Source organism: Methylobacterium sp. UNC300MFChir4.1, from assembly GCF_900110155.1.
Classification (GTDB): Bacteria; Pseudomonadota; Alphaproteobacteria; order Rhizobiales; family Beijerinckiaceae; genus Methylobacterium.
In genome coordinates this window covers 75,412-100,454 of sequence record NZ_FOCS01000014.1, presented here as the reverse complement: position 1 = coordinate 100,454, position 25,043 = coordinate 75,412, and the positions used below count along the sequence as shown (strand labels likewise).

The 25,043-nt window shown below is 72.6% G+C and carries 25 protein-coding genes; 15 read left to right on the top strand and 10 right to left on the bottom strand.

Features of this window, described 5'->3' with window-relative positions; genetic code table 11:
- Positions 1-214: 214 nt before the first annotated feature.
- From BMY19_RS19105 to BMY19_RS19095, 3 genes are all read left to right on the top strand, one after another.
- On the top strand, positions 215-493 hold the full coding sequence (locus tag BMY19_RS19105; protein WP_020095131.1) for a hypothetical protein: 279 nt from the start codon (positions 215-217) through the stop codon (positions 491-493).
- A gap of 55 nt (positions 494-548) precedes the next feature.
- Positions 549-1,799, top strand: coding sequence for a hypothetical protein (locus BMY19_RS19100; RefSeq protein WP_100252614.1), 1,251 nt, complete (start codon positions 549-551; stop codon positions 1,797-1,799).
- Between the two features lie 98 nt (positions 1,800-1,897).
- Positions 1,898-2,119, top strand: coding sequence for a hypothetical protein (locus BMY19_RS19095; protein ID WP_091681463.1), 222 nt, complete (start codon positions 1,898-1,900; stop codon positions 2,117-2,119).
- Between the two features lie 27 nt (positions 2,120-2,146).
- On the opposite strand, the gene BMY19_RS19090 is transcribed toward BMY19_RS19095, so the two are convergent.
- From BMY19_RS19090 to BMY19_RS19070, 5 genes are read right to left on the bottom strand one after another with little or no spacing between them, the layout of a single operon-like run.
- Entirely contained in the window at positions 2,147-2,947 is an 801-nt protein-coding gene (locus BMY19_RS19090) for an ABC transporter ATP-binding protein (RefSeq protein ID WP_100252613.1), read from the bottom strand.
- A gap of 7 nt (positions 2,948-2,954) precedes the next feature.
- Entirely contained in the window at positions 2,955-4,322 is a 1,368-nt protein-coding gene (locus BMY19_RS19085; protein WP_100252612.1) for an ABC transporter substrate-binding protein, read from the bottom strand.
- A gap of 33 nt (positions 4,323-4,355) precedes the next feature.
- Positions 4,356-5,387, bottom strand: coding sequence for a branched-chain amino acid ABC transporter permease (locus BMY19_RS19080; RefSeq protein WP_244534959.1), 1,032 nt, complete (start codon positions 5,385-5,387; stop codon positions 4,356-4,358).
- Positions 5,388-5,396: 9 nt separating this feature from the next.
- Positions 5,397-6,290, bottom strand: coding sequence for a branched-chain amino acid ABC transporter permease (locus tag BMY19_RS19075; RefSeq protein ID WP_042675144.1), 894 nt, complete (start codon positions 6,288-6,290; stop codon positions 5,397-5,399).
- Positions 6,287-7,261 (bottom strand): ABC transporter ATP-binding protein, encoded by a 975-nt coding sequence (locus BMY19_RS19070; RefSeq protein ID WP_100252610.1) that lies wholly within the window; start codon positions 7,259-7,261, stop codon positions 6,287-6,289. The genes BMY19_RS19075 and BMY19_RS19070 overlap by 4 nt, the downstream gene beginning before the upstream one ends.
- Before the next feature lie 424 nt (positions 7,262-7,685).
- Between BMY19_RS19070 and BMY19_RS19065 the strand changes: the two genes are divergently transcribed.
- Both BMY19_RS19065 and BMY19_RS19060 read left to right on the top strand, forming a co-directional pair.
- On the top strand, positions 7,686-8,417 hold the full coding sequence (locus tag BMY19_RS19065) for a Crp/Fnr family transcriptional regulator (RefSeq protein WP_100252609.1): 732 nt from the start codon (positions 7,686-7,688) through the stop codon (positions 8,415-8,417).
- 56 nt (positions 8,418-8,473) lie between these two features.
- Positions 8,474-9,193: an HWE histidine kinase domain-containing protein gene (locus tag BMY19_RS19060; RefSeq protein ID WP_042675139.1), complete on the top strand. Its 720-nt coding sequence runs from the start codon at positions 8,474-8,476 to the stop codon at positions 9,191-9,193.
- A gap of 3 nt (positions 9,194-9,196) precedes the next feature.
- Here the strand turns inward: BMY19_RS19060 and BMY19_RS19055 are convergent, their stop codons facing one another.
- A complete protein-coding gene (locus tag BMY19_RS19055) occupies positions 9,197-9,976 on the bottom strand; it encodes a Crp/Fnr family transcriptional regulator (RefSeq protein WP_020095141.1) in 780 nt (259 codons plus the stop codon).
- A 235-nt stretch (positions 9,977-10,211) separates the two neighbouring features.
- Entirely contained in the window at positions 10,212-10,430 is a 219-nt protein-coding gene (locus tag BMY19_RS19050; protein ID WP_020095142.1) for a DUF6894 family protein, read from the bottom strand.
- A gap of 325 nt (positions 10,431-10,755) precedes the next feature.
- On the opposite strand from BMY19_RS19050, the gene urtA reads away from it, so the two are divergent.
- The 7 genes from urtA (at position 10,756) to BMY19_RS19015 (ending at position 17,372) form a co-directional block, all read left to right on the top strand.
- Complete coding sequence (gene urtA, locus BMY19_RS19045) at positions 10,756-12,051, top strand: urea ABC transporter substrate-binding protein (RefSeq protein WP_056530753.1); 1,296 nt, start codon at positions 10,756-10,758, stop codon at positions 12,049-12,051.
- A gap of 187 nt (positions 12,052-12,238) precedes the next feature.
- Positions 12,239-13,810 (top strand): urea ABC transporter permease subunit UrtB, encoded by a 1,572-nt coding sequence (gene urtB, locus BMY19_RS19040; protein WP_091926791.1) that lies wholly within the window; start codon positions 12,239-12,241, stop codon positions 13,808-13,810.
- A gap of 5 nt (positions 13,811-13,815) precedes the next feature.
- Positions 13,816-14,970, top strand: coding sequence for an urea ABC transporter permease subunit UrtC (gene urtC / locus BMY19_RS19035; RefSeq protein ID WP_100252608.1), 1,155 nt, complete (start codon positions 13,816-13,818; stop codon positions 14,968-14,970).
- Positions 14,967-15,770 (top strand): urea ABC transporter ATP-binding protein UrtD, encoded by an 804-nt coding sequence (urtD, locus tag BMY19_RS19030; protein ID WP_100252607.1) that lies wholly within the window; start codon positions 14,967-14,969, stop codon positions 15,768-15,770. Before urtC ends, urtD begins: the two co-directional genes overlap by 4 nt.
- A gap of 2 nt (positions 15,771-15,772) precedes the next feature.
- Complete coding sequence (gene urtE / locus BMY19_RS19025; protein WP_020095147.1) at positions 15,773-16,468, top strand: urea ABC transporter ATP-binding subunit UrtE; 696 nt, start codon at positions 15,773-15,775, stop codon at positions 16,466-16,468.
- Between the two features lie 300 nt (positions 16,469-16,768).
- Entirely contained in the window at positions 16,769-16,975 is a 207-nt protein-coding gene (locus BMY19_RS19020; protein WP_020095148.1) for a hypothetical protein, read from the top strand.
- A 100-nt stretch (positions 16,976-17,075) separates the two neighbouring features.
- Positions 17,076-17,372 carry a hypothetical protein gene (locus tag BMY19_RS19015; RefSeq protein ID WP_042675131.1) on the top strand — a complete coding sequence of 99 codons (297 nt, stop codon included), beginning with the start codon at positions 17,076-17,078 and terminating at the stop codon, positions 17,370-17,372.
- A gap of 17 nt (positions 17,373-17,389) precedes the next feature.
- Here the strand turns inward: BMY19_RS19015 and BMY19_RS19010 are convergent, their stop codons facing one another.
- The 3 genes from BMY19_RS19010 to BMY19_RS18995 form a co-directional block, all read right to left on the bottom strand.
- On the bottom strand, positions 17,390-19,036 hold the full coding sequence (locus BMY19_RS19010; RefSeq protein WP_100252606.1) for a hybrid sensor histidine kinase/response regulator: 1,647 nt from the start codon (positions 19,034-19,036) through the stop codon (positions 17,390-17,392).
- A 431-nt stretch (positions 19,037-19,467) separates the two neighbouring features.
- Entirely contained in the window at positions 19,468-20,325 is an 858-nt protein-coding gene (locus tag BMY19_RS19000; RefSeq protein ID WP_244534958.1) for a hypothetical protein, read from the bottom strand.
- A 79-nt stretch (positions 20,326-20,404) separates the two neighbouring features.
- The gene (locus BMY19_RS18995; protein ID WP_100252603.1) at positions 20,405-21,037 is read right to left on the bottom strand and encodes a LuxR C-terminal-related transcriptional regulator; all 633 of its coding nucleotides are present in this window, start codon (positions 21,035-21,037) and stop codon (positions 20,405-20,407) included.
- 274 nt (positions 21,038-21,311) lie between these two features.
- Here BMY19_RS18995 and BMY19_RS18990 point away from each other — a divergent pair, with 274 nt between their 5' ends.
- From BMY19_RS18990 to BMY19_RS18980, 3 genes are all read left to right on the top strand, one after another.
- Positions 21,312-21,905: a hypothetical protein gene (locus tag BMY19_RS18990; RefSeq protein WP_042671987.1), complete on the top strand. Its 594-nt coding sequence runs from the start codon at positions 21,312-21,314 to the stop codon at positions 21,903-21,905.
- 3 nt (positions 21,906-21,908) lie between these two features.
- A complete protein-coding gene (locus BMY19_RS18985) occupies positions 21,909-23,009 on the top strand; it encodes an AAA family ATPase (protein ID WP_100252602.1) in 1,101 nt (366 codons plus the stop codon).
- A 73-nt stretch (positions 23,010-23,082) separates the two neighbouring features.
- Complete coding sequence (locus BMY19_RS18980; protein WP_026605242.1) at positions 23,083-25,038, top strand: AAA family ATPase; 1,956 nt, start codon at positions 23,083-23,085, stop codon at positions 25,036-25,038.
- Positions 25,039-25,043 lie beyond the last annotated feature (5 nt).

Below are 25,043 nucleotides of genomic sequence, written 5' to 3'. Positions count from 1 at the left end.
ACCTGCGCTGCAAGTCCTCGCCAATTTGGCAGCACATTCTCGGGCCCGGCGTCTACATTGACGGTGTCGACATACAGTCGATGCGGAGCCCAACGGAGGTTTGCCGTGATCACCAGCAAGGAACGGTTCGCCCGGATGACTGCGCCGTGTCTGCCGTGTTGCCGCGTCCAAGAGGAGGAAAGCGCACGACATCAGACACGCGAGGCGACCACCGATGCTGACCTATGACACGACCCGGAACACCCGTCCCGACCTGAGCCCCGAACCGGCCGCCGCCCTCGGCCGGGCCCTGTCCCGGAGCGTCCGCTCCCATCCCTCCCACGAACGCGCCGCCCTCGCGAGCGCCCTCGACGACGGCCTGATGCCCGACGAGGTCGCGCAGATCCTCGCCGGCCGCCCGGTGGCCGAGGCCTTCCCGATCCGCTGGGGCGAGAGCCCGGAAGCCTACGCGTCCCGGGCCGTGTCCGAGATGTTCGTCGCCTACCTCCAGTAGGCGCGTCGCTGCCGGCCGCGCCGGCCTCTCCGACCACGAACGATGGAAACCTGCCATGTCGGTCTTCCCCCGCGGGTGGAGGCGCCGGACGGGGACGGCCGCCTGCGCGCTCGCCCTGGCGCCCGCCCTGGCGCTCGGTGCCGCCGGCCCGGCCGCGGCCGGACACCCGCCGAAGGGCCGCGGCGCGGCCGGCGTGCCGGACGTCCCGGCCCGGCTCACGGTCGGGCCGGGCGGACGGGACCTGAGGCTCGCGGGCGATCTCGCGGCCGGGGTCGCCGCGCGGGTCCGGGCCATCCTCGCTGCGCACCCGCGGATCGCCCGGATCCATCTCACGAGCGACGGCGGCCTCGTGGAGGAGGGGGCGGCGATCGGGGCGCTCGTGGCGGCCCGCGGCCTCGCCACCTACGTCCCCGACGCCTGCGCCTCGGCCTGCACGCTGATCTTCATCCGCGGCCGGACGCGCTACCTCGCGACCGGCGGCCGGCTCGGCTTCCACGCCCCCTACGAGATCGGGGCGCGGGGCCGGATGCACCCGGTGGATTCCGCGCCGGAGCGGGCGGCCTACCGGGCCGCCGGCCTGCCGGCGGCCTTCGTGACGCGGGCGCTGGCGGTGCCCCCGGCCGGGATCTGGATCCCGACGGACGGGGAGCTGCGCGCGGCCGGCATCGTCAGCGAGGTCGTCGGACCGGACCGCTTCCCCGATTCCACCCTGGACGCGGATCCGAGCGCGGCCGGGGCGCGGGCCGCGATCCTGCGGAACCTGCCGATCCTGCGCCAAGCCGAGGCGGCGGGGCTCGACCCGATCGCCCGGTGGTACCGGGACGGCTACGCCGCCGGCCGGCCGGAGGCGGAGGCCGCCGCGGGGTTGAGGCGGATGGCGGCCGGCTACCTGCAGCGGCGCTTCCGGGCGGCCGACGACGCCGTCGTCCGCGCCCTGGGCCAGCGGATCCTGGCGACGCTGGAGCGGGCCGGCGCGGGGGACGCGGCGGCCTGCGGCCTCCTCGCGGCCGGCGACCTCGTGGCGCTCGACGCGCGGCTGCGGGCCGAGCGGCCCGCGTCGCACGGGCTCGCCCCGCTCCTCGCCCGGACACGGGCCGCGCGGCCGGACGGGGCGGCCGCGCCCGCCGCGGACCCGGGCACCGCGCGGTCGATGGCCGCAGCGGCGGCCCCCTCGGACGACTGCGCCGCCCGAATCGCCGCGACGCGGCGCGCCCTCGACCTTCCGGCCCGCGAATCGGCCGCCGCGCTGCGGGCCCTGTTCCTCGCGGAGCCGCAGCGGATCCTGGCGAGCCGCGACGGGCCGTAGCGGCCCGCCGACCCTCGACACGCCGCGCCGGCGCCTATCTTCGCACCCGCGGCACGCCCCGGACGGGCGCCGGCCGCGGGGAGACAGGGGTTCGACGGATGCCGGATTATCGCCTGCGCGGGGCGGTCCGTGGCGAGGATGGCGAGATCGGCGCGCCGCGCGTCGACGAGGTGCTCACGGCCGCGGACGCGAAGGAGGCGGTGCGCCTCGCCAACAGCCGCTCGCTGACGATCGAGGACGACGCGGTGAACGCCCTGTGGCTGGTCGACGCCCACGGTACCCTGCTCTGGTCCCTGCGCCGGGCCGACCGGGACTCCTGACGCGAGGCCTGACGCGGGCCGGCACCGTCAGCCCGATGCGCGGCGGCCCGTCTCCGGCAGCGCGGCGGCCCCGGCATCGTCGGCGCCCCCGAGATACAGGGACCGGACGTCGTCCCGCGCCCGCAGGGACGCGGCGGTGCCGGCCAGCGCGCTGCGCCCGTTCTCCAGCACCACGGCGTGGTGGGCGTGGCGCAGGGCGAGGCGGACGTTCTGCTCGGCCACCAGCAGGGTCAGACCCTCGGCGCGGTTCAGGCCGGCGAGCACCCGGTAGATCTCCTCGACCACGCGGGGGGCGAGCCCCATCGACGGCTCGTCGAGGACGAGCAGCCGGGGCCGCCCCATCAGCGCCCGGCCGATCGCCGCCATCTGCTGCTCGCCGCCCGAGAGCAGGCCGGCGGCGACGCCCCGCTTCGCGGCGAGCCGCGGGAACAGGCCGTAGACCCGGTCCAGATCGGCGCGCACGCCGCCGCGGCCCGTACCGCGCCCGAGGCCGCCCGCCACGAGGTTCTCCTGGACGCTCAGGCTCCGGAAGCAGTGGCGCCCCTCCAGCACGCCCACGAGCCCGGCGCGGACGAGGACGTCGGTCCGGGTCCGCGTCACGTCGCGCCCGTCATAGGCGAGGCGCCCGGCCGTGACCCGGCCGCGCAGGGCCGGCAGCAGGTTCGACGCCGCCCGCAGCAGGGTCGTCTTGCCGGCGCCGTTGGCGCCGACCAGGGCGACGATCTCCCCCGCCCGGACCGCGAGGTCGACGCCATGCAGGGCGTGCACCGCCCCGCCGTAGACGACTTCCAGGGCCTCGACCTGCAGGAGGGGCGGCGCGGTGCTCACCGGGCGCTCACCGGGCCACCGCGGCGGCCTGCTTGCCGGCCGCGTCCGCGGCCTCCTCGGCCGCGCAGTCGCGCGGGGTGATGCCGCGCTCCTTGGCGTAGGCGGTCGCGGAGGCCTCGATGATCGGGCGCAGGCTCGCCCAGTCGGGGGCGATCCAGTCGGACACGACGGTCCACTTCGCCCCGTCCCATTGCTGGAAGGTGACGCGGCCCTCGCCCTCGTGGTTGGCGCAGGTGACGTTGATCGAGTGGAACAGGCCCTTGGCGCCGAGCGCCGCCACCCGGGCCTCGTCGAGGCGCAGGTGCTCGAAGCCCCAGCGCACCTCGTCGCCGGTGAGCGTCCGCTGGCCGAACCGCGCTTGCGCGATCCGCACCGCCTCGACGTTGAGGATGCCGTTCAGCACCCCGAGATTGTGGTAGACGCTGCCGATCCGCTTCCGGTCGGCGAGGTTGCCGTTGCCGGCCCCGTAGACCTTGCCGACGACCTCCTGGATCACCGGGTAGGCGGTGCCCGAGGCCTGGGTCGTGATGGCGACGTAGCCCTTGGCGGCGTCACCCGCCGGGATCACGTCCTCCTCCGAGTTCGACCAGACATTGCCGACGATGCGGTCGGCCGGGAAGCCGGTCTTCTGGGCGGTCTTCAGGGCCACCGGGTTCATCACGCCCCAGCCGCGCAGCACCACGAAGTCGGGCCTCAGGCGCCGGATCGTGAGCCACTGCGACTGCTGCTCGTTGCCGGGATGGGGCACCTCGATCTGCGCGACGGTGAAGCCGTAGCGCTCGGCGAGCCGCGCGTAGATCGGGATCGTCTCCTTGCCGTAGGGCGAGCCGTGGTAGAGCACCGCGACGGTCTTGCCCTTCAGCTTGTCGAGGCCGCCCGCGCGGGCGCCGAGATACTGGATGATGCCGCTCGTCTCGCTGTAGGGGTTGAGCAGCAGCGGGAACACGTAGGGGAAGACGCGCCCGTCCGTGGAATCGGTGCGGCCGTGGTTGATCGTGATCAGCGGCACCTTGTCGGCGGTGATGCGGTCGATCATCGCGTAGGCGATGCCCACCGAGAGCGGGTTCCAGGCGGCGATGCCGGGCCGGGACTTCAGCCGCTCGTAGACCTCGACGCCGCGCTCGACCTCGTACTGGGTCTCGCCCTCGCTCCAGGTGAGCTTGACGCCGTTCACCCCGCCGTCGCGGGCGTTGATCAGGTTGAGATAGTCGATGAAGCCCCCGAAGAAGCCGGTCCCACCGGCCGCGTAGGGGCCGACCCGGTAGCTCTGGAGCGGGAAATACTGCTCGTCGGCCCAAGCGGCCCGGGGGGCCGCGCCGGCGAGCGCGACGGTGCCGGCGAGGAGCGCGGCGCGGAGACGAGGCGTCAGGGGCATGGTCGTCCTGGGGTTGGTCGGGCGGGGAGGGGATCAGGCAGCGCGGCGGCCGAGGCGGCGGCCCGCCCGGTCGAGGAGGGCGGCGAGGCCGGCGGGCTCGCGGATCAGCACGGCGACGATCAGGGCGCCGAGCACGACGCGCTGGACCATCTCCAGGGTGCCGGAATCGAACCCGTCGCCGAGCAGCGCCGCGCCGAGGCGCGACAGGAGCAGGGGCAGCACCACGATGAAGCCCGCGCCCAGGAAGGCGCCGCGCAGGGTGCCGAGGCCGCCGATGATCACGATGAACAGGATCTGGAAGGAGCGGTCGAGGTTGAACCCCGCCGGCTCGACGGTGCGCAGATACGCGAAGGCCCAGAGCGCCCCGGCGATCCCGATCACGAAGGACGAGGCCGCGAAGGCCAGGAGCTTGGTCCGGGCGACCCGCACGCCGACGAGGCGGGCGGCGGTCTCGTTGTCGCGGATCGCCACGAGGTTCCGGCCCGTGGGCGAGGTCACGAGCCTCCACGCGACGAAGGTCAGCAGCGTGACCACCGTGAGCGTGACCAGGTAGCGGCCGCGCGGGTCGTCGAAGGACAGGCCGGCCACCACCAGCCGGGGGGCGATGACGATGCCCGAGGGGCTGTCGTCGGAGATCCAGCCGATCCGGTTCAGCGCCCAGACCACGAAGAACTGCACGGCGAGCGTCGAGACCGCGAGGTAGAAGCCCCGCAGGCGCAGGGCTGGCAGCCCCGCCACCAGCCCGGCGAGCGCCGCCACGAGGCCGGCGAGCAGGAGTGACGCCGGGAGCGGCAGGCTGGGCAGGCGCAGCGACAGGTTGAAGGCCGCGTAGGCCCCGACCGCCATGAAGGCGGCCGAGCCCAGGGAGAGCAGCCCGGCATAGCCGGTGAGCAGGTTGAGCCCGAGGCCGGCCAGCGCCAGGGCCAGGAACGGCGTCAGCAGCGCCTCGAACAGGTAGCTCGTTCCGGTGAGCGGAAGGATCCCGTAGGCGAGGACCAGCAGGGCGCCGAGGCCGAGGGTCCCGGCGGGCAGGTGCGGGCGCGGCACGGCGCGGGGGAGGGCCACCACGGCGGCTCAGACCCGCTCGACGGCGCGCAGGCCGAGCAGGCCCGACGGCCGGACCAGCAGGAAGCCCAGGGCCGCCACGTAGGCGATCCAGCCCTCGATGCCGCCGCCGATGACCGGCCCGAGATAGACCTCGGACAGCTTCTCCGCCGCGCCGACGATCAGCCCGGCCACGATCGCCCCGGCGACGGAGTCGAAGCCGCCGAGCACGAGCACCGGCAGCGCCTTCAGCACCACCAGCGACAGGGAGAACTGCACGCCGAGCCGCGCCCCCCAGAGCAGCCCCGCCACCAGCGCGACGATCCCGGCGGCGATCCAGACCGCCGACCAGATCCGGGGCAGGCGCAGGCCGGTGTTGAGGGCGGCGAGCGGATCGTCCGCCACCGCCCGGAAGGCGAGGCCGGTGCGGGTGTAGCGGAAGAAGGCGGCGAGGACCGCCACCATCAGGCCCGCCACCGCGGCGGCGAACAGGTCGAACCGGCTGACCAGCACGCCGCCGAGATCGATCGGCGTGTCGTCGATGCCGAGGTCGAGGCCGTGGACCTGGGTGCCCCAGGCGAGCTGGGCCGCGCCCTCGATCACGTAGGCGACGCCCAGCGTCGCCATGAACAGGGTGATGGGCGGCTGGTTGACGAGCGGCCGCAGCACCAGGCGCTCCACGCCGAGACCGACCACCACCATCGCGGCGAGCGTCGCGGCCAGGGCCGCCGGGACGGGCAGGCCGCGCTCGGTCAGGCTCACGAAGGTGAGGGCGGCGAACAGCACCATCGCGCCCTGCGCGAAGTTGAGCACGCCCGAGGTCTTGTAGATCAGCACGAAGCCGATCGCCACGAGAGCGTACATGACGCCCGACAGGAGGCCGCCGACGACGACCTCGATCAGGAAGGCGAGATCCGGGCTCATGCGGCGGCCGCGTCCCCGTCTTCGGCCGCGTCTCCATCCGCGTCTCCATCCGCGGCGGGATCAGCGGCGGGATCAGCGGCGGCATCCGCCTCCCCGTCCGCGAGCCCCAGATAGGCCGCGATGACCGCCGGGTCCGCCCGCACCTCCGCGGGCGTGCCGGTGGCGATGCGGCGGCCGTGATCGAGCACGGTCACCCGGTCGGAGAGGCGCATGACGACGCCGATATCGTGCTCGATCAGGACGATCGCGGCCCCGGACCGATCCCGCGCCGCCCGGATGAAGCCGGTCATCTCGGCCTTCTCGGTCGCCGTCATGCCGGCCATCGGCTCGTCGAGGAGCAGGAGCCGCGGCCCGGCCACCAGGGCCCGGCCGAGCTCGACCCGCTTCTGGAGCCCGTAGGGGAGGCTGCCGGCGGGGCGGTCGGCCACCGCCGCGAGGCCGAGGCGTCCGATCACCGCCTCGGCAGCGGCGCGGTGCGCGCGCGCCTCCCGCCGGGCGGAGGGCAGGCCCAGGATCTGGGCCGCGGGCCCGGCGCGCCGCGCGGCCGAGAGCCCCGCGAGGACGTTGTCGCGCACGCTCAGGCCCGCGAACAGGGCGAGGTTCTGGAAGGTCCGGGCGACGCCCAGCGCGGCGAGCCGCCCGGCCGGCACCCGGGCGAAGCTCTCCGCGCCGAGCCGCACCCGCCCGGCCCGCGGTGCGTAGAGGCCGGTGATCGCGTTGATCAGCGAGGATTTGCCGGCGCCGTTCGGCCCGATCACGGCGTGGATCTCGCCGGCCCCGACCGCGAGGTCGATCTCCGCGAAGGCGACGGTGCCGCCGAAGGCGAGGGACAGCCCCTCGACCGACAGGACCGCGTCCGCCCGGTCCCGGTGCGGGCCGCCGCCGGGGCCTGCCGCCGGGCGGGCGGCGGGCCGGGGGAGGGGGCCTCGCCCGTCCCGGACCGGGCGGACGAGGCGCAGCGCAGGCTGCATGGGCAGGAATCCGTCCACGATAGGCCGTTCGCTGCGGCGCGAACCGGCGGAACCCGTTGAGAGAAGGCGAGGAACAGGACGACGACGTGTCCCGAGCCGATATTCCGGCATTCCCGCCCGTCAAATCGTGCTCCGCCGGGTCCACGAAGTCAAAAGCACAGTCTTTTCAATTTCGACACGACGCGCGAACATTCTCCCTCAGGGAGAGGCCGGCGCGAGATCACTGCTCTAGTACTGACGACGGGCCGCCCGAACCGCCGAGATCTTGCCGCCTCGCGACGGTGACGGGCCCGGATCCGGGCGATTCGGCCGGGTGCGGTGGGCGGAAAGACACCTTACGGTAGCACAAACTAATCTGCGTAAGTATTCATGGCTTGAAACAAAATGTAGGTTCGCGCCCCCACGCCGTCGTGGAGACGCCGCCATGCCAAACCCGCTCGTGCACAAGCTAAATTGCTATGTCGGGCTCTCCGAAGACGACCGGATGTGCTTGGCCGACGCCATGAGCCCGAGCCGCATGGTCGCCGCGCGCACCGACATCATCCACGAGGGCGACGATCCGCGCGCGATCAACGTGATCCTCGAGGGCTGGGCCTGCCGGTACCGGCAGTTCGCCAACGGGCGCCGCCAGATCGTCTCGCTCCTGCTCCCGGGCGACCCGTGCGACCCGCACATCTTCCTCCTCGACGAGATGGATCACGCGATCGGCGCGATCACGCCCGTGCTCCTCGGCCAGATCTCCGGCCCCGCGATGCGGGACGTGACCGCCCGCAGCCCGCGGCTCGACATGGCCTTCCATCGCGAGGCCCTGGCCACCGCGGCGATCCAGCGCGAGTGGACGGTCAGCCTCGGCAGCCGCACCGGGATCGAGCGCCTCGCCCACCTGTTCTGCGAGGTGCACGCGCGCCTGGCGGCCATCGGCCTGAGCGACGGGAATACCTGCGCGATGCCGATGACGCAGAACGATCTCGGCGACGCGATGGGGCAGACCAGCGTGCACATCAACCGCACGCTCCAGGAACTGCGCGGCATGGGGCTGATTACCCTGCGCAGCCGGCGCCTGACGATCCACGATCCGACCGCGCTCGCCCGGCTCGCGCATTTCGACACCGCGTACCTCCATCTCACCGAGGCCGGCCACGCCGCCGCGCGCTGAACCCTGCCCGCCCCGCGGTGATTGAGCCAGGTTGAACACATCCGGAGTGGCCCGGCATGACAGACCCTCGCGATCCGGCGGAGCGACTCGCGGCCCTCGAGGCCGACAACGCGCGCCTGCGCCGGCTGCTCGACGCGGCGGGGCTCCCGGACGGCCTGCGCCACGGCATGCGCAACACGATGGCGATGATGCGCACCGTCATGCACCGCTCCGCCGAGAGCGCCGCGGATGTCGAGAGCTACGTGGCGCATCTCGACGGCCGGTTCGGGGCGATCATGCGCGTGCAGGCCGCCACGGACGCGTTCGGCGATGCGGACCTGCACACGCTGATCTCGGACGAACTGATGTTCCACCTCGCCCGCGAGGGCGAGCAGGCCAGCCTCGCGGGCCCGCGGGTGCGCCTCCGCCCCAAGGCCGCCCAGGTCGTCGCGCTGGCCCTGCACGAACTGGCGAGCAACGCGGTGGAGCACGGATCCCTGGCGCTCCCCCAGGGCCGGATCCGCGCCGCGTGGCGGGTGACGGACGCGGAGGCCGGACCGCCCGTCCTCAGCCTCGACTGGGCCGAGACCGGCGGCAGCGGTGTCCAGGCCTCCGGACGGCGCGGCTTCGGCACGGACGTGCTGACGGAGATGCTGGCCTACGATCTCGGCGCGGCGGTCGACCTGCGCTACGAGCCGGACGGGCTGCGCTGCGCGATCCGCGTGCCGCTCACGGCCCAGATCGGGCGCCGCGTGGCCGAGGATCCCGAGACGGACTGGGACGGCGACGGCCGGTGAGCCTCACGAGCCGGACGCCGCCCGCACCTGCCCGGTCATCTGCGGCAGCGCGCCGAGCGCCTCCACGGGCGGGTTCGGGCCGGGCAGGAGCAGGTAGTCGGGCGTGAACCCGGAAAACTCCCGCAGACGCTCGAGATTCGGCACGCGCACGCTCTTGCGCCCGCTCTCGATCAGGCCGGCCCTGCGCAGATCGGAGAGGACGCGCGAGAGGTGGACGTTCGAGAGCCCCGCCGTGTCGGCCAGTTCGGACTGCGCCAGCGGCAGGCGGTAATCGGGCTCCAGGCCGAGGCCGACGGCGTTCAGGCGCGCGAAGAGCTCGCAGATGATGTGGGCGACCTGCCTGTCGGCGGACCGGCGCCCCACCCCGACGAGCCATTCCTGCAGGACGGCCTCGTCGACCAGGATCGACCACCAGAGGGCGCGGTAGATGTTGGGCCGGAGGGCGGCGAGTTCCTTGATCGTCCGGTAGGGGACCGAGGCGACGGTGCAGGGCGTCAGCGTCGCCACGGAGTGGATCGCCCGGTTGAGCAGGGACGCGTGCAGGTCGCAGCCGTCGCCGGGCACGAGGTAGGCGAGGATCGAGCGCCCCCCGTCGGGCACCAGCTTGTAGCGGCAGGCGAACCCGTCGAGGATCACGTAGGCGGCGTCGGGCCGCACGCCTTCCGAGACCAGGTCGCGGCCCGCCTCGACCTGCGCGACATCGCTGGTGGCCGCTGCCAGGGCGGCCACGTCGCCCTCGTCCAGGTTCGCGCGCAGGGCCAGCTTCCGAAGGAAGGGGTTCAAGGGATCTCCCGGACATCCTGCCCCGCGCGCGGGGCCGCCTCTGCGTAAACGCGCGACGGCTTATCCTTACTCCGCGAACGCATCAAATGATCGCCACGCCCGGATGCGGCTCTCGGCGCGATCGGACCGGGGCCGCCTCCCGGCATCGGCCGCGAAGGTCGCGACAAGTCGCGCTGGGGTCGCGCTGGGGTCGCGCCGCGTCGTGCCCGTCGGGGCATGGGGCCGGGTCGGCGTATCAGGAGAGCGGCAGCGTGCGCAGGACGGTGCCGTTCGCGTCGTGGATCTCCATCCGCCAGCCCGCCGCGGCGTCCGGCAGCTCGCCGGCCTTCCGGAACTCCTCGATCAGCACCAGCGCCTCCGCCTCGGCGTGCGCGACCGACGCGGCGAGGACGCCGGTCTCGTCCTCGATCGTCTCGCCGTCGCTCCTCAGGCGGAAATAGTAGCGCTCTGCCATGACAGCCTTCAGCCCAGGACCCCCTCCCGCCCCGGCGGACGCGCGCCGCCCGCCCCGCGGGCTGAGGTAAGTGGCATCGATCCGCATCCGTTCAACGTGCTGGCGAGATTGCGGTCGCCGGTGCCCACCGCTTGGTCCGCCCGCCCCCCGACGTGCCCCCCGACGCCGCAGGACGCGGCACGGCGCTGCCGCTCCGGCGGGCGAAACGCCGTCCTTCTGGGCGCCGGCGCGCCCCGAGCAGCCTCCCGGCGCGCCATGCCTAAATAATTGGCACACGATTTGCGAAGCCCGGCCCGTCGCGAGGAAGACGACGCAGGGGACCGCCATGAAGGCATTTGGAACTTGGGCCTCGGCCGCCGCGCTGGCCGCCGGGCTGGCGATGGGCACGCTGGGGGCGGGCGCCGCCCGGGCGCAGGAGACCATCAAGGTCGGGATCCTGCACTCGCTGTCGGGCACGATGGCGATCTCGGAGACCACCCTCAAGGACGCGATGCTGATGCTCATCGCCGAGCAGAACGCCAAGGGCGGCGTGCTGGGCAAGAAGCTGGAGCCGGTGGTGGTCGATCCGGCCTCGAACTGGCCGCTCTTCGCCGAGAAGGCCCGCGAGCTGATCAGCAAGGACAAGGTCGCGGCCGTGTTCGGCTGCTGGACCAGCGTGTCGCGCAAGTCCGTGCTGCCGGTCTTCAAGGAGCTCGACAACATCCTGTTCTACCCCGTCCAGTACGAGGGCGAGGAGAGCGAGCGGAACGTGTTCTACACCGGCGCCGCCCCGAACCAGCAGGCGATCCCGGCGGTCGACTACCTGATGTCGGAGGATGGCGGCGGCGCCAAGCGCTGGGTGCTGGAGGGGACCGACTACGTCTACCCGCGCACCACCAACAAGATCCTCGAAGCCTACCTCAAGTCCAAGGGGGTCAAGGACGAGGACATCATGATCAACTACACGCCGTTCGGCTTCTCGGACTGGCAGACGGAGGTGTCGAAGATCAAGGCGTTCGGCTCGGCCGGCAAGAAGACCGCCGTGGTCTCGACCATCAACGGCGACGCCAACGTGCCGTTCTACAAGGAGCTCGGCAACCAGGGTATCAAGGCCACCGACATCCCGGTCGTCGCCTTCTCGGTGGGCGAGGAGGAGCTCGCCGGCATCGACGCCAAGCCGCTGGTCGGCCACCTCGCCGCCTGGAACTACTTCGAGTCGATCAAGACGCCGGAGAACGAGGCCTTCATCAAGAAGTGGCAGGCGTTCAAGAAGAACCCCAAGGCCGTCACCAACGACCCGATGGAGGCCCACTACATCGGCTTCAACATGTGGGTGAAGGCGGTCGAGAAGGCCGGCACCACGGACCCCGACAAGGTGATCGACGCGCTGCCGGGCATCGAGCAGAAGAACCTCACCGGCGGCACCGCGAAGATGCTGCCGAACCACCACATCACCAAGCCGGTCTTCATCGGCGAGATCGAGGCGAACGGCCAGTTCGACGTGGTCTGGAAGACCGAGGGCCTGATCCCCGGCGAGGCGTGGTCGAAGCAGCTCGAGGGCTCGAAGGACCTCGAGGCCGACTGGGTCAAGCTCAAGTGCGGCAACTACAACACCAAGACCAAGTCCTGCGGCGGCGCGTAAGCCGCCTTATCCCCTCCCCAGGCGATCCCGGGCCTGCCCGGGATGCGCTCAAGCTTGCGGGGAGGGGTAGGGGTAGGGGTGGGGGTGGGGGTGGTGCAGGAGGCACCGCCACGCTCGATCCTGAACCACCCCCACCTCCGGCTCCTCCCCGCAAGGGGGAGGAGAGTTCCGCTGCGCCAGAAGTGCCATGCTCCGTCTCCTGACCCTCCTCGTCCTGCTGCTCTGCGCCCCGGCGCTCGCCCAGGCGCCCGATCCCTACGCGCAGCTCGCCGGCGACGGCTACGCCGAGATCGAGGCCGGCGTCTCCGGCCTCGCCGCCTCTGGCGACCCGCGCGCCGACGCGATCCTCTCGGCCCTGTCGGACGGCCGCCTGCTGGTGGGCCCGGACAAGACCCTGCTCATCCGGCAGGGCGGCGCCGTCGTGGACGCGAGGACCGGCGCCCCGGCCGCCGACAGCCCCGACCTCAAGCCGGTGCGGGCCAACAACCGCGTCCGCCGGGCGATCGAGGCCGCCCGCGGGCAGCTCGACCTCGCGAGCCCCGACCCGGCCCGGCGCCGGGCCGCCGCCGACGCGGTGTTCAAGGCGCGGGACGCGGCCGCGCTGCCGGCCCTCGACGCGGCGCTCGCCCGCGAGACCAGTCCGGGCGTCCGGCAGGCGCTCACCGAGGCCCGCGCCGCCGTGCTGCTCGCGAGGCCGGGCACCGCGGAACCCGACCGGATTGCCGCGATTCCAGCCATCCAGGCCCGGGGCGATGGCGACGCGATGGGCATCCTGCGCGGTCTCGCGGCGGATCCGAGCGAGGCCGTGCGCGCCGCCGCCGCCCGCGGCATCGCGGCGATCGAGACGCGGCTCGCGATAATCGGCGCCCTCCAGAACGTCTGGTACGGCATCTCGCTCGGCTCGGTCCTGCTGCTCGCCGCCATCGGGCTCGCCATCACCTTCGGGGTGATGGGCGTGATCAACATGGCCCACGGCGAGATGGTGATGCTCGGCGCCTACACGACCTACCTCGTGCAGGAGCTGATCCGCACCAAGGCGCCCGTCCTGTTCGGCTGGTCGCTGGCGATCAGCATCCCCTGCGCGTTCCTGGTCGCCGGCCTCGTCGGGGTGCTGATCGAGCGGTTCATCATCCGCTTCCTGTACGGGCGCCCGCTGGAGACGCTGCTCGCCACCTTCGGGGTCAGCCTCGCGCTGCAGCAGGGCGTGCGCTCGATCTTCGGCCCGACCAACCGCGAGGTCGGCGCCCCCGCCTTCATGAGCGGCGCCTTCGACTTCTACGGCCTGTCGATCACCTGGGGCCGGATGTGGATCATCGTGTTCGCGTTCGCCGTGTTCCTGGGCCTCCTGTTCGTGCTGCGGAAGACGTCCTTCGGCCTGAAGACCCGGGCGGTCACCCAGAACCGCCGCATGGCCGCCGCGATGGGCATCCGCACCCCCTACGTCGACGCCCTGACCTTCGGGCTCGGCTCCGGCATCGCGGGGATCGCGGGCGTCGCCCTCTCGCAGATCGACAACGTGTCGCCCAATCTCGGCCAGGGCTACATCATCGACTCGTTCCTCGTGGTGGTGTTCGGCGGCGTCGGCAACCTCTGGGGGACGCTGGTGGCGGCGCTGACGCTCGGCGTCGTGAACAAGCTCGCCGAGCCGTATATCGGCGCGGTGCTCGCCAAGATCGGCCTCCTGATCTTCATCATCCTGTTCATCCAGAAGCGCCCGCGCGGCCTGTTCGCGCTCAAGGGCCGGGCGGTGGAATCGTGAGCCCCATGCCGCCTCGCACCCCCCTCATCGACCTGAAGGGCTGGATCTTCCTCGCCGTCCTGGCCGCCTTCTGCCTCGCCGTGCCGGCGCTGAATCTCGCGGTGCCGGAGGGCTCCGGCCTGCACCTGCCGACCTACCTCGTCTCGCTCTTCGGAAAATACCTCGCCTACGCGCTGCTCGCGGTCAGCCTCGACCTCGTCTGGGGCTATTGCGGCATCCTCTCGCTCGGCCACGGGGCGTTCTTCGCCCTCGGCGGCTACGCGATGGGCATGTACCTGATGCGCCAGATCGGCGCCCGGGGCGTCTACGGCAACCCGGTCCTGCCCGACTTCATGGTGTTCCTGAACTACAAGGCGCTGCCCTGGTACTGGTACGGCTTCGACCATTTCGCCTTCGCGGCCCTGATGGTGCTGCTGGTGCCGGGCCTGCTGGCCTTCGTGTTCGGCTGGCTCGCCTTCCGGTCGCGGGTGACCGGCGTCTACCTGTCGATCATCACCCAGGCGCTGACCTACGCGCTGATGCTCGCCTTCTTCCGCAACGACATGGGGCTCGGCGGCAACAACGGGCTGACCGACTTCAAGGATCTCCTGGGACTCTCGGTTCAGGCACAGAATTTCCGCGTCGGCATCTTCGTGGCCACCGGAATCGCGCTGGCTTTGGGCTACCTGATCGCCCGGGTCATGACGGTCTCGGCCTACGGCAAGATCCTGATCGCCGTGCGCGACGCCGAGAGCCGCACGCGCTTCCTCGGCTACCGGCCGGAGCACTTCAAGACGCTGGCCTTCACGGTCTCGGCCATGATGGCGGGCGTCGCCGGCGCCCTCTACGTGCCGCAGGTCGGCATCATCAACCCGGGGGAGTTCGCGCCCACCAACTCCATCGAGACGGTCATCTGGGTGGCGGTGGGCGGTCGCGGCACGCTGGTCGGCGCGGCGCTCGGCGCCGTGCTGGTCAACTACGCTAAGACCGTGCTCACCGGCGCGATGCCGGACGCGTGGCTGTTCGCGCTCGGCGGCCTGTTCGTGTTCGTGACGCTGTTCCTGCCGCGCGGCCTCGTCGGCACCGCGATCGAGCGGTTCGGCTCCCGGCGCGCCGCCGCCAGGCTGCCGCCGGAGCCCGCCATCGCCCCGAAACTCGCCGAAGAAGGGCAGGGCTCGTGAGCACCGACCTCCTCGAACCGCCGGATACCGCTGCCCGCGGCCCCGCCAACCGGAAGCGCGAGACGGACGCGCTCCTCTACCTCGACGACCTGCGGGTGACCTTCGACGGCTACAAGGCTCTGCGCGGCCTGTCGCTGACGCTGGCCCGCGGCGAGTTGCGGGCGATCATCGGCCCGAACGGCGCCGGCAAGACCACCATGATGGACTGCATCACCGGCAAGACGCGGCCGGACAGCGGCATCGCGCTGTTCGACGGCACCCACGACCTGCTCAGGAGCGACGAGCCGGCGATCGCCGACCTCGGCATCGGCCGCAAGTTCCAGAAGCCCACCGTGTTCGAGAGCCACACGGTCGCCGACAACATCCTGCTCGCCCTCAAAGGTCCGCGCGCCGCCTTCGCGTCCCTGTTCGGCTGGCGCAACCGGGTGGAGGCCGCGCGGATCGATTCGCTGCTGGAGACCGTCGGCCTGCTGGCCCACCGGGGCCGCCCGGCGGCCGATCTCAGCCACGGCCAGAAGCAGTGGCTGGAGATCGGCATGCTGCTCGCGCAGGACCCCAAGCTCCTGCTGGTCGACGAGCCGGTGGCCGGCATGACCGACGCCGAGACCGCCGAGACCGCCCGCCTGCTGCGCCGCATCGCCGGCGAGCACGCCGTGCTGGTGGTCGAGCACGACATGCACTTCGTCCGGGACCTCGGCTGCCGGGTCACCTGCCTGCACGAGGGCGCGGTGCTGGCCGAGGGCTCGATCGACGCCGTCTCGGCCGACCCGCGGGTCGTCGAGGTGTATCTGGGACGATGACCATGCTCTCCGTCGACGGCATCGACCTCTATTACGGCGCCGCGCAGGCGCTCCGCGGCGTCTCGCTGACGGCCGAGGCCGGGCGGGTCACCACGGTCCTGGGCCGCAACGGCGTCGGCAAGACCTCGCTGCTGCGGGCGATCGTCGGCCAGCAGCCGGTGCGCTCCGGCGCGATCCGTCTCGACGGCCGCCCGATCCAGGGCCTCGCGCCCTACGACCGGGCGCGCGCCGGGATCGCCTTCGTGCCCCAGGGCCGCGAGATCTTCCCGCTGCTCACCGTCAAGGAGAACCTGGAGACTGGCTTCGCGCCGCTCAGGCGCCGCGACCGCCATATCCCGGGGGAGATCTACGACCTGTTCCCGGTGCTCAAGGACATGCTGCACCGGCGCGGCGGCGACCTCTCGGGCGGCCAGCAGCAGCAGCTCGCCATCGGCCGGGCGCTGGTGACGCGGCCGAAGCTCCTCGTGCTCGACGAACCCACCGAGGGAATCCAGCCCTCGATCATCAAGGATATCGGCCGGGCGATCACCTACCTGCGCGGCAAGGGCGAGATGGGGATCGTGCTGGTCGAGCAGTATTTCGAGTGGGCCCGGGACCTCTGCGACTCCTACGCCGTGATGGATCGCGGGCAGGTGGTGCTGGCCGGCCCCCGGGCCGGGATGGTCGAGGCCGACGTGCTCCGCTGGATGTCCGTCTAGCGCGCCCGCCGCACGTCCCGCCGCACGTCCTGCCGGCGCCGGGCCCGGGAATACCGCACTTCGATCCGGATATTGGGACGGATAATCAACAATCGGAGCGCGGCCGGGGCCGACATCGACCGCCAAATCTGTGCACACGGCCCCGGTTGGCCAATGTTAAAACACAATTCAGGTCCGCCATGGGGCACAACCACGGGGGGCCCATGACGATCCTGGATCCGATCACCGGCGAGCTGGTCACCATCGCCGTTCCGCGGCCGCGGCCGCAGGCCGGCCCGCGCTGACGGGCGGCGCGCTGTCATGACGAACGCGACCGATCGAAGGGCCGGCCGCCGCGGCGTCCGCGGCGGCCGTGCCCAGGTCCGGACGGTGCCGCCGGGCCTGCTGCTGGCCGGCGGCGTGGGGGCGAATGCCCCGCTGACGGCCGTCGACCTGATCGCCCAGGCCCGCGCGGCCCGGCGGGAGGCCGAGGCCCGCGACGGCGCGGACCGCGCGGAGCAGGGCTGACGCGGCGACCGGGACCGCCGAGCCGGCCACCCGCCTCTTGAGATCACCCGCGCGGGATGGTCAGAAGGCCGGCAGTCTCGCGGCAGCCGGCGGGTGAGTCATGAAGTTCGGCGTCCTGATCCTGGCCGGCGCCTGCGGCGTCCTCGTCGGGATCGTCATCGGGTACGTCGCGGGAACGCGACTCAGCCAAGCCTTCGCGCAATTGCCGGTGACGGACCGCTCTCCCGCCGCGCAGGCGCTCCGGATCGTGGACCGCATCGCGACCGAGCACGGCCTCGCGCGGGACGCGCTGCTCCGGGCGATGCTCGACCAGCAGGGCGGCCGGACGGGGACCGCGCGTCCCGGCGAGGAGCCGGGCAGGGAGCCGGGCAGGGCCCCGGGCGAACCGGCCCGGTAGGGCGCCGACCGCGCGCCTCACGCGGCCGGCGCCGGCCGGGGGCGCAGCCGGAGGCTCGCGGCGGTGAGCACGGAGCGCAGCTCGGCCGGCCGGACCGGTTTCGAGAGGATCGGGATGTCCGGCGCCCCCAGATCCTCGCGCACGCGCGCCTCGTCGTGGCCGCTCATCACCACCGCCGGCAGCGGGCGGCCGGCGAGCCTCCGGACCGCCGCGATGCAGTCCGTCCCCGTGACGCCGTTCCCGAGCTCGAAATCGGTGATGAGGAGGTCGATCTCCGGCACGGCGTCGGGGATCCCGGTCTCGGGCCGGACGCGGCAGCCCCATTTCTCCAGCAGGCTGGCGGTCGCCCGCAGCACGGCAGCGTCGTCCTCCACCAGCAGCACGCGCAGGCCGCCGATCGTCGCCGGCGGGTCGAGCCGGGCGGGGAGAACCGCGGGCTGCGGGGCCCGGGCGAGGGGCAGGTCACCGATCGTCACGCAGGTCCCGCGCCCCGGCACCGAGCGCAGCGTCACCGTCAGGTCCAGGAGCGCGCCGAGCCGCCGGACGATCGGCAGGCCGAGGCCCACCCCCTCGACGTCCCGGTCGCCGCGGCGGCGGACTTGGTAGAACTCGTCGAAGACCCGCTCCTGATGCGCGACCGGGATCCCGGGGCCGCGATCGTAGACCTGGATGGCGAGCCGGTCGCCCCGCCGGCGGCAGGCGATCAGGATCGGCCGGCCGGGCGCGTACTTGATCGCGTTGTTGACGATGTTCTGGACCATGGTCGTGAGCAGGGCCCGGTCGGTGCGCACCACGACCGCGCAGGCGCGGCTGCGCAGGGCCGTCCCGGCGATCTGGGCGGCCTCGGAGTTCTGGCGCCGGACATCCTCGAGGATGTCGTTGATCGCGACGGGCTCGGGCCGGGGCTCCACCCGGCCGCTGTCGAGGGTCGAGATGTCCAGGAGCGACTTGAACAGGCGCGAGACGCTCTGCAGCGACCGGTCGATGTTCTCGACCATCTGCAGCTCCTCCGGCCCCAGCCGGGCGCCGCGCAGGCAGGCGGTGAACAGGCTGATGGCGTGGATCGGCTGGCGCAGATCGTGGCTCGCCTGCGCCAGGAAGCGCGACTTGGACAGGCTCGCCTCCTGCTCGCGCTCGTAGGCGCCGCGCAGGCGCTCCAGCAGGCTGTAGATGTAGGTCGGCACGAGGACGGTGATGGCCGTCAGCGTCAGGACGAGGAACGGGTTCGCGCGCCAGTACGCGTTGAAGTACGTGGTCACCGCGATCGAGACCAGGGCCGCCGCCGTGGACGCCTTCAGGGCGGTGACGCCGTAGCGCAGGCCGTTGCCGACGATCAGCCGGATGACGATCGCGTAGAGCGGCAGGAACGGCGCGCCGCCCACCGCCATCGTGTAGGTCATCCCGCCGAGGTCAAGGAGGAAGGTGACGACGCGGCGCGGCGTGTTGCTGCCGGGGTTGCGGCTGATCCAGCCGTACAGCGCCACGGCGAAGACCCAGTGGCACGTCACCAGATAGGCGACGAACCGGGCCTCCGGCGGGGCGATCCCGCCGTAGATCTGGGGCAGGAGATACAGGCAGGCGAGGCCGATGACGACGGCCCGGATCAGCGCCTGCGCCTTCTCGTTGTCGTACGCCTCGTCCCGCCGGCGCCGCGACCCGAACATCGGCGGCTCAGGCCCGGCCGGCTGCGACGCCGAGACCGAGACCGAGGCCGGGCACCCGCTCCGCCGAAGCGGACCCCGCGGCGTCCGCCCTGAATCGCGCCGTGCCGGCCCCGGTCTCCCGCTGTCGCTTCATCGTGCAGTCGCCCTGCCGCGTCGCCGCCCGGGATCCGGGCAACGGCGCGCCGCCGTCGCCGATCGCGGACAGATCTGACAAGTCTACCTGAAGGTGATCGACGCCACCAGACGCGACGGGAGCCCGCGATGTGGCGGCGCGGACGAGTCTTCGGTGCTAGAACCGCTTATTCAGTCTCCGCTACAATGGTCCCCGTGCTGCATCGAGACGTTCCTGCGGAAAATATGCGGCAGATTATTTTTTACTTCACTGCAGGTCTGATCTCGTCGACCGGCCGCACGCACGGTCGCGGGCGCCGTCAGCGGTAGGTGCCGGCGCCCGGATCGAATCGATAGACCCGGGCATCCCGGTCCGTGGCCGGACGCAGCGCCCCGTCCGCGCCGAGCACGGTGCCGCTCAGCGTGACCCGGACCGGGGGCCACGCGGCGGGGTCGCGCGGATCCTCCGGCAGGATCTCCAGCCGCCCCGCGCTCGATCCCAGCCGGCAGGGATCCTCCGCGCAGCCGGCCGTCTCGTCGGCGCCCGCCGCGACCTCGCCCGCGAGCGTCCAGTGGGCCGGCGCGTCGCGGAACTGGAGGAGGAGGAACGAGAAGCCCTGCGATCCGGCCGTCCCGTAGACCGTGAGGCGCAGGCCCATCAGGAGGCGGCCCCGGCTCAGCGGCCTGAACACGGCGCCGAGCCGCTCGTCCACCTCCGGGGCGCCGCCGTTGCGGTTCCCGGTCCCGATCCGGCCGGACAGGACCTGCACGTCTTCGAGGCGCCAGCGCATATCCTTGAGGACGTAGGTGGCAGCCGCGACGCTCAGCCGGTCGGGCGCCGCGGCGTCCGCGCCCAGGGCCGGCATCGTGACGAAGCCGGTGAACCGGCTCCCGGTCTCGGTGGAGAACATCGCGGCGGTCCAGAATTCCGCCGTGCGGCCGTCCTTCATCCGGCAGGTCTCGGCCTCCTTGTCGGCCGGCCGCCCGCAGATCGCCGCCAGCACCGTGGCGCGCGGCAGCATGGCGAGGTCGGGATCGGCCGCGGCGGGCGCGGCGGCCAGTCCGGCAGCCAGTCCGACCGCCAGTCCGGCCGCCAGCACCGACAGCACCGCCAGGGCCGGGCCCGTCAGAAAACGCCCGCGGGCCGCGCGCCCGTCTCCCCGTCCCGCCCGTCTCATGCGCCGGGCTCTGCCACGGAGCCCGGCACCGGGCCATTCGGACAGGTGTACGATCGGCCCCGCCGCACGGCCCGCCCCGTCAATCCCCGACGCCGGCCGTGGCGGCCTTCGCGGCCGCGGCGGACCGGGAGGTGACGTCGAGGGCGCGCAGCAGCGCCGAGACGTGGATGCGGACGGTGAAGGGGGAGATCTCGAGCTCCCGGGCGATCTCCTTGTTGGTGCGTCCCAGGGCGACGAGGCGCAGCACGTCGCGCTGGCGCTGCGTCAGGGGCGGGAGCGGGCCGCGCGGCGCGGCGAGACCCGAGACCGGGCTGCGCCGGATCACGAACTCGCCGTCGCGGATCGCCGCGATCGCCTGGGCGATCTCCGCGGCGGGCAGCGCCTTGCCGATGAAGCCGTCGGCACCCTCGGCCATGACGGTCCGGATCAGGCCCTCGTCCTCGATCATCGACACGACGATGATCGAGGCCCGCTCGAACTCGACGCGCAGCGCGCCGATGGAGTGGCGGGGATCGAGGCCGGGGAACAGGAGGTCGAGGAGGAACGCCCGCGGGGGCGCCCCGGCGCGGGCCATCGCCAGGACCTGCTCCATGGTGGCGGCCTCCCGGACCAGGGCCTGCGGGTAGAGCCGCTCCGCGATGTGCCGCATGCCCTCGCGGAACAGCGGGTGGTCGTCGGCAACGATCAGGGTCTCTCGCGCGGAGCCGTTCATGCCACTCCCGGTCGCAGCATCGGAATCTATCCCCATGACGTCGCGGCGCGGAGCCATGCCGAGGAAAATCCCCGGCGTGTCAAGGCTGCGACGATAGGTCATATACACTAGTAGACCGGTTTTTTCCGCCTGCCTAGAAGTCGGCCGGTCATGGTGACAGGCATCGGCCCGCTAATTTCTTCGAATCTTTCCAAAAAGAGCGAGGCTGCAGGTCATGTCGTGCGCGCCGACGCGACGCACGAATTACGTCGTTCCATGTTCGGGGGCCCGCTGGATGTCGGAAGTCGAACACCAGAATGCTGAGCGGCAGGCTCAGGATAGGCTTTCCGAGCCCCGCGCGGCCCCGAGCGCCCCGCCCGCCGCCAAGCCGGGCCTCTCGCCGAGCCTCATCGCGATCGTGGGCGGCCTGGTGGCGGCGGGCGCCGTCGCGGGCGTGCTGCTCTCGGGCGGCGGCGAGACCGCCGGGACGGCCGCGCGCCCGGCCCTGACGCTGGTCAAGGCGGGCGAGATCGACAAGGCCGCCGAGACCCTGCCCTCCGACGAGAAGGACAAGATCGTCGCGGAGGCCAAGGCCTGCCGAGCCCCGCTGGGCCAGATGCGCCTGTCGAAGATGGCGGCCGATGCCGGCGGCGTGGTGCGCATCCGGGCCGGGAACTACCTGTCCCCCGCCTTCAACGTCGCCGACGGCCCGATCAACATCGCGGTCCCGTTCCCGGCGCCCTACGAGACCGGCAAGGGCGAGATCACCATCGAGGGCGCCGCCAAGGACGTCTTCGTCGAGCTGACGCCGGGCCTGAAGATCGACACGACCGGCGGCGTCCAGCGGATCCCCGTGATCTGGAATACCAGCAAGCCCTGCGGAGGCTGACGGATGTCGAAATCCGCCATCCTCCCCTTCGTCGTCTCCGGGCTGGTGGTCGCGGTCCTCACCCCGCTCCTGCTGAGCACCGATTACGGCCCGGTCGCTTGGTGGAACGCCGCCGGGCCGGAGCTGCGCTGGAAGGCGGCGATCGGGATCGCCGTCGCCCTGCTGGCGGCTCTGGGCCTCGCCGCGACCGCGACGGCCGCGCGGAAGGCGGAGGCCGGCCTCGGGCAGCCGGCCGGCGGCCTGCTGGCCCTGCCGCGCCTGATCGTGGCGCCGCGCCGGGTCGTGGAGGCCCGGTCCCCCGAGGCCGTGATCGCGAATCTCGAGGCCATGGTCGGGCTCGCGCCGGTCAAGCGCGAGGTCAACGCCCTGATCGCGCGGCTGGAGCTGGAGCAGCGGCGGCGCGCCGAGGGCCTGCCGGTGGCGGCGATCAGCCAGCACATGGTGTTCACCGGGCCGCCCGGCGTCGGCAAGACCGAGGTGGCGCGGGCGATCGGCGAGATCTACCGGTCCCTCGAAGTGCTGCGCCGCGGGCATCTCGTGGAGGTCGACCGCGCGGCCCTGGTGGCGGGCTATGTCGGCCAGACCGCGGCCAGGACCCTCGAGAAGTGCCACGAGGCTCTCGACGGCATCCTGTTCATCGACGAGGCCTACACCCTGGCCGCCGGCGGCGGGGGCGGCGGCGACTTCGGCAAGGAGGCGATCGACACCCTCCTCAAGTTCATGGAGGACAACCGCGACCGGATCATCGTGATCGTCGCCGGCTACACCAACGACATGCGCCGGTTCATCGACACGAATCCCGGCCTCGCCGGCCGGTTCACCAAGACCGTCGAGTTCCCGCCCTACAGCCCGAAGGATCTCTGCGAGATCCTGAGGCGCATGGCGGCCCGGCAGCAATTCGCGCTCCCCGAGGGGTTCGAGGCGGCGCTGACTCCCTGGCTCGCGCAGCGGTCCCGCGCCGACGACTGGTCGAACGCCCGCGAGATGCGGACCCTCCTCGAGAAGGCCCGCGAGGCCCAGGCCGCCCGGGTCTCCCTGCAGGGCGGCGACCTGCGCCGCCTGGAGATCGTCGATCTGCTCCGCGCCACCGGCGAGGACGCCTGAGGGCGGCCCGAGGGGCCACGCGCGCCCAGCACCCAGGCCATCACCAGGGCCAGCACCAAGGTTCGCCACGTCCATGGAACGCCTCGACAAGCATCCGGTCGCGCTCTTCGCGGTCATCGTGCTGGGTGCCACCGGCCTGCTGGTCGCCCTGCGGCCGGACGTGCTCGGGTCGCTCGCCGCGACGCCGTCGGCGCTGCTGCGCAACGGCCTGATCCTCGGGGGCCTCGTCGGCGGCCTGCTCGCGGCGAGCTACATCCCGGCGCGGATCGAGGCGACGCGGCGCGCCCTGGACCGGGCCCGGGCGAGCCGCAAGATCCGCCCGATCCGCTTCGTCGACGACGGCGCGGCCGCGGAGAAGAAGGACCTCCTGGCCACCGCGCTCGCGACCCTCGACGGCATGGTCGGGCTCGACCCCGTGAAGCTGGAGGTGAAGGGCGTCATCGCCCGGATGCAGGTGGAGCAGCAGCGCCGCGCCCAGAACCTGCCGGTGGCGGCCATGAGCCAGCACATGGTGTTCACCGGCCCCCCCGGCGTCGGCAAGACCGAGGTGGCGCGGGTCCTCGGCAGCGTCTTCAAGGCGCTGAAAGTGCTGCGCAAGGGCCACCTCGTGGAGGTCGACCGGGCCGGGCTGGTGGCGGGCTACGCCGGCCAGACCGCGATCAAGACCCTGGAGCGCTGCAAGGAGGCCCTCGACGGCATCCTGTTCATCGACGAGGCCTACGCGCTGGCTCCCGGCGGCGGGAGCGGCGGCGAGTTCGGCAAGGAGGCGATCGACACCCTCCTCAAGTTCATGGAGGACAACCGCGACCGGATCATCGTGATCGTCGCCGGCTACACCAACGACATGCGCCGGTTCATCGACGCGAATCCCGGCCTCGCCAGCCGGTTCACCAAGACCGTCGAGTTCCCGCCCTACAGCCCGCCGGAGCTCGCCGAGATCCTGAAGCGCATGGCCGCGGGCCAGGGCTTCGTCATGCCGGAGGGGTTCGAGAAGGACCTCGCCGCCTATGTCGGGGCCCGGTCGAAGGCCGAGGACTGGGCCAACGCCCGCGAGATGCGCACGGTCCTGGAGAAGGCCCGCCAGGCGCAGGCGCTGCGCCTCGCCGCCAGCCCCGGCGGCGACATCAACCGGCTCGAACCCGCCGACATCGCCGCGGCCCTCGGCCGCCAGGCCGGCGGCGCGGTCGACATGGACGCGGCCCGGAAGGTCATGGCCCGCCTCGACGCGATGATCGGGCTCGCGCCGGTCAAGGAGCAGGTGAAGACCGTGGCGGCGCGGGTGCTGGTCGATGCCCGGCGCCGCGCCGAGGGCATCGAGGTCGGCGCGGTGAGCCAGCACATGGTCTTCACCGGGCCCCCCGGCGTCGGCAAGACCGAGGTGGCGCGCATCATGGGCGACATCTTCCGGACGCTCGGCGTCCTGCGGAAGGGGCACGTGGTCGAGGTCGACCGGGCCGGGCTGGTGGCAGGCTACGTCGGCCAGACCGCGGCCAAGACCCTGGAGCGCTGCCGCGAGGCCCTCGACGGCATCCTGTTCATCGACGAGGCCTACACGCTGGCCGAGGGCGGCGGGGGCGGCAGCGACTTCGGCAAGGAGGCGATCGACACCCTCCTCAAGTTCATGGAGGACAACCGCGACCGGATCATCGTGATCGTCGCCGGCTACACCGGCGACATGGCCCGGTTCATCGACACGAATCCCGGCCTCGCCGGCCGTTTCACCAAGACCGTCGCGTTCCCGGCCTACGACCCGTACGACCTCGTCGAGATCCTGCGCCTGATGGCGTCGCGGCAATCGTTCCGGCTGCCGCCGCGCTTCGAGACCCTGCTGATCCCGTGGGTCGAGCAGCGCGCGCAGCGGCACGACTGGGCGAATGCCCGCGAGATGCGCACGCTCCTGGAGCGCCTGCGCGAGGCCCAGGCGATGCGCCTCGCCAGCGATCCCCTGGGCGATTACGGCCAGTTCGAGCTCGTGGATGTCGAGCGGGCGCTCGGCGGCGGGGCCCCGCGCGCCGCCGCCCTGTCGTGACGGCC

Bases quoted from the DNA above. Each gene is read 5' to 3' on its own strand.
- BMY19_RS19105 (WP_020095131.1), top strand. From the start codon at position 215: ATGCTGACCTATGACACGACCCGGAACACCCGTCCCGACCTGAGCCCC.
- BMY19_RS19100 (WP_100252614.1), top strand. From the start codon at position 549: ATGTCGGTCTTCCCCCGCGGGTGGAGGCGCCGGACGGGGACGGCCGCC.
- BMY19_RS19095 (WP_091681463.1), top strand. From the start codon at position 1,898: ATGCCGGATTATCGCCTGCGCGGGGCGGTCCGTGGCGAGGATGGCGAG.
- BMY19_RS19085 (WP_100252612.1), bottom strand. From the start codon at position 4,322: ATGCCCCTGACGCCTCGTCTCCGCGCCGCGCTCCTCGCCGGCACCGTC.
- BMY19_RS19075 (WP_042675144.1), bottom strand. From the start codon at position 6,290: ATGAGCCCGGATCTCGCCTTCCTGATCGAGGTCGTCGTCGGCGGCCTC.
- BMY19_RS19070 (WP_100252610.1), bottom strand. From the start codon at position 7,261: ATGCAGCCTGCGCTGCGCCTCGTCCGCCCGGTCCGGGACGGGCGAGGC.
- BMY19_RS19065 (WP_100252609.1), top strand. From the start codon at position 7,686: ATGCCAAACCCGCTCGTGCACAAGCTAAATTGCTATGTCGGGCTCTCC.
- BMY19_RS19060 (WP_042675139.1), top strand. From the start codon at position 8,474: ATGACAGACCCTCGCGATCCGGCGGAGCGACTCGCGGCCCTCGAGGCC.
- BMY19_RS19050 (WP_020095142.1), bottom strand. From the start codon at position 10,430: ATGGCAGAGCGCTACTATTTCCGCCTGAGGAGCGACGGCGAGACGATC.
- urtA (WP_056530753.1), top strand. From the start codon at position 10,756: ATGAAGGCATTTGGAACTTGGGCCTCGGCCGCCGCGCTGGCCGCCGGG.
- urtB (WP_091926791.1), top strand. From the start codon at position 12,239: ATGCTCCGTCTCCTGACCCTCCTCGTCCTGCTGCTCTGCGCCCCGGCG.
- urtC (WP_100252608.1), top strand. From the start codon at position 13,816: ATGCCGCCTCGCACCCCCCTCATCGACCTGAAGGGCTGGATCTTCCTC.
- urtE (WP_020095147.1), top strand. From the start codon at position 15,773: ATGCTCTCCGTCGACGGCATCGACCTCTATTACGGCGCCGCGCAGGCG.
- BMY19_RS19020 (WP_020095148.1), top strand. From the start codon at position 16,769: ATGACGAACGCGACCGATCGAAGGGCCGGCCGCCGCGGCGTCCGCGGC.
- BMY19_RS19015 (WP_042675131.1), top strand. From the start codon at position 17,076: ATGAAGTTCGGCGTCCTGATCCTGGCCGGCGCCTGCGGCGTCCTCGTC.
- BMY19_RS19010 (WP_100252606.1), bottom strand. From the start codon at position 19,036: ATGTTCGGGTCGCGGCGCCGGCGGGACGAGGCGTACGACAACGAGAAG.
- BMY19_RS19000 (WP_244534958.1), bottom strand. From the start codon at position 20,325: ATGAGACGGGCGGGACGGGGAGACGGGCGCGCGGCCCGCGGGCGTTTT.
- BMY19_RS18995 (WP_100252603.1), bottom strand. From the start codon at position 21,037: ATGAACGGCTCCGCGCGAGAGACCCTGATCGTTGCCGACGACCACCCG.
- BMY19_RS18990 (WP_042671987.1), top strand. From the start codon at position 21,312: ATGTCGGAAGTCGAACACCAGAATGCTGAGCGGCAGGCTCAGGATAGG.
- BMY19_RS18985 (WP_100252602.1), top strand. From the start codon at position 21,909: ATGTCGAAATCCGCCATCCTCCCCTTCGTCGTCTCCGGGCTGGTGGTC.
- BMY19_RS18980 (WP_026605242.1), top strand. From the start codon at position 23,083: ATGGAACGCCTCGACAAGCATCCGGTCGCGCTCTTCGCGGTCATCGTG.